This window comes from uncultured Methanofollis sp. (assembly GCF_937919355.1).
Taxonomy (GTDB): domain Archaea; phylum Halobacteriota; class Methanomicrobia; order Methanomicrobiales; family Methanofollaceae; genus Methanofollis.
This window is the reverse complement of record NZ_CALFSA010000030.1, coordinates 1-2,063: the sequence shown is the minus strand read 5'-3', so window position 1 is coordinate 2,063 and position 2,063 is coordinate 1. Positions and strand designations below refer to the sequence as shown.

Sequence of the window (2,063 nt, the reverse complement as noted above, 5' to 3'; positions counted from 1 at the left end):
CGGGATCGATGCGGGGGTCCTCGGTGTAGAGGCCGTCGACGTTCTTCGCAAGGATACAGTTCTTCGCGCCCATCACCTCCGCGATGAGCACCGCACCCGTATCAGTTCGGTTCGGCGGGATCGACCCGATCTCTGCCGGTTGCTCGAAGAGGCCGTACGGGGGGGTGCCGTGGGTCACCGGCAGCATCCCGAGGGAGGCGAGGGTCGGCAGTTCGAGGAGGTCGCCCGACTTCACCTGTGTCCCGCCGTACTTCGAGAGGAGGAGGGACATCATCAGTGCGTTTTGCTCGCTGATCTTTGAGGCGAGTTCTGCGAGGACGCCAGTCGGCATCCCCAGGTTGATCCCGATGTCCATGATATGGCGGACGCGCACGCCGCCGCCGGTGACGACGAGAACCTTCTCCCCGGCCTCTTTCAGCGCACCGATCTCCTCCACGATCGGGAAGACGACCTCACGGCCGAAGTCCATCGTGCCGTGACCGCCGATCTTGATCACATTGAGTTCGGGCATGATCCGGATCTGGGGGATATCGTCTATCCGTTTCATGAGGCCCTTCCGCACCATGGTCTCGCCGCGGAGTCCGGAATTGAGTTCAAAGCGTTGTGCCGTGATGGTATCACCGTGTGAGGATCATGTTTATAGGTTGGGAGATATAATATGGGCCATACCAGTTGCTATATCAGCTGGATAACAGGTGGTCACCATGACAAAAATCTATGTCCGTGAACGCCGCAAGGTCGGCAGCGGCGTGAAACAGCCGAAGTATCGCATCGTCGCCGTAACGGGCGAGAACAACGCAAAGCGCCTCTGGGTCGAGGCGACCCATTTCAGGAAGACCGAACTCGAGGTAATCGCCGCCGATATCGCGGCCGAGATCGTCTACCTCGAACCCGTCTCCGAAGAGGAGCGCGGCAGCAAGAAGGAGTAGGGGAAACCTCATCCTTCTTCAGGGACTATTTTACCGCACATGGCGGCACTGACCACAGACATGATCCTTGCAGCGGCAGCGCGGATCCTCCTTGAAGACGACAGGGCACTCCTGTTGACATGCTCGGAAGAAGGGATCAGGATCCGGTTCCCGACGACCCGGCGGCTCGCAGAGTACCTCGGCGTGCCGCACTACTATGTCCTGCCCCTCTTTGCGACGATGGAGGAGGAGGGCGTGATCACCCGGACTGAGAGGGTCGGGATCTCAACGACGGCAGCGGGGACGAGAAGGCTCTTCCTCCTTATCGAAGACGCTCACCGCACTGAGGCCGAACGTCTGCTCGGGCGCGACCTGTATGAAGTCCTGAAAAAACGGATCCTCGGCTGATAACCCTCAAATCCACCCCATTTTCCCGCCCTGCAGCCCCCGGGGCGTTGCATCCCGGTCCCTCATCCCCCCGACGTCCCGCTCATCCATCCACCCGTTCAGCACATTCTCGCGGCGGTCGAACTGGCTGACATAGGGTTTGATGTCGAGGAGAGGCGTGCCGTCGAGTATGTCGACGCCGGAAATATCGAGGACGTTCCCGCGCACACCCTCCAGCCTGACGATCGAGAGACCGATCGGGTTCGGGCGGTTATAATGACGGATTGCAAAGATACCCTGTTCTTTCCCTTCGTCAAGAAAAGGCGCCCGGACAAGTTCGCACCCGCCGGCGCGATGGAAGTGGTGAACTACCCCGCACCTGTTGGGCGGGGCTTCCTGCTTCATCCTCCCTCTACTGAGGCAAGTCCACAGGCTCAACGGTGCGTTCCGCACCTGCTACCCCGACAAGGTTCTGCTCTTGCAGGGCGAACTTCTTGATATTGATCGCTGCGTTGATGTCGCGGTCGTGGTGAGTGCCGCAGTCAGGACAGATCCATTCTCTGTCTGAGAGAACAAGATCCCGTTTGAGATACCCACATTTGCTGCATATCTTTGAGGAGGGATCGAATCTCCCGATCTTCAGGAGGGTCTTCCCATACTCCCGACACTTGTACTCCAGCATCGTGAAGAATGTGCTCCACGAAACATCTCCTATTCCCTGTGCCAGATGATGATTCTGCATCATCCCGCCAACATTCAACGATTCCA

5 protein-coding genes are annotated in these 2,063 nt (G+C 58.8%); 2 read left to right on the top strand and 3 right to left on the bottom strand.

The window, feature by feature from the left end; genetic code table 11:
• The coding region (locus Q0520_RS01635; protein ID WP_298665781.1) for a uridylate kinase at nucleotides 1-613 on the bottom strand (613 nt) is incomplete at its 3' end.
• Between the two features lie 91 nt (nucleotides 614-704).
• Here Q0520_RS01635 and Q0520_RS01630 point away from each other — a divergent pair.
• Both Q0520_RS01630 and Q0520_RS01625 read left to right on the top strand, forming a co-directional pair.
• Nucleotides 705-929, top strand: a complete 225-nt coding sequence (locus tag Q0520_RS01630) for a hypothetical protein (protein WP_298665779.1) — start codon at nucleotides 705-707, stop codon at nucleotides 927-929.
• A 39-nt stretch (nucleotides 930-968) separates the two neighbouring features.
• A complete protein-coding gene (locus tag Q0520_RS01625; RefSeq protein ID WP_298665778.1) occupies nucleotides 969-1,316 on the top strand; it encodes a hypothetical protein in 348 nt (115 codons plus the stop codon).
• Nucleotides 1,317-1,322: 6 nt separating this feature from the next.
• On the opposite strand, the gene Q0520_RS01620 is transcribed toward Q0520_RS01625, so the two are convergent.
• Both Q0520_RS01620 and Q0520_RS01615 read right to left on the bottom strand, forming a co-directional pair.
• Nucleotides 1,323-1,700, bottom strand: a complete 378-nt coding sequence (locus tag Q0520_RS01620; RefSeq protein ID WP_298665776.1) for an SAM-dependent methyltransferase — start codon at nucleotides 1,698-1,700, stop codon at nucleotides 1,323-1,325.
• A gap of 7 nt (nucleotides 1,701-1,707) precedes the next feature.
• The coding region (locus Q0520_RS01615; protein WP_298665774.1) for an RNA-guided endonuclease TnpB family protein at nucleotides 1,708-2,063 on the bottom strand (356 nt) is incomplete at its 5' end.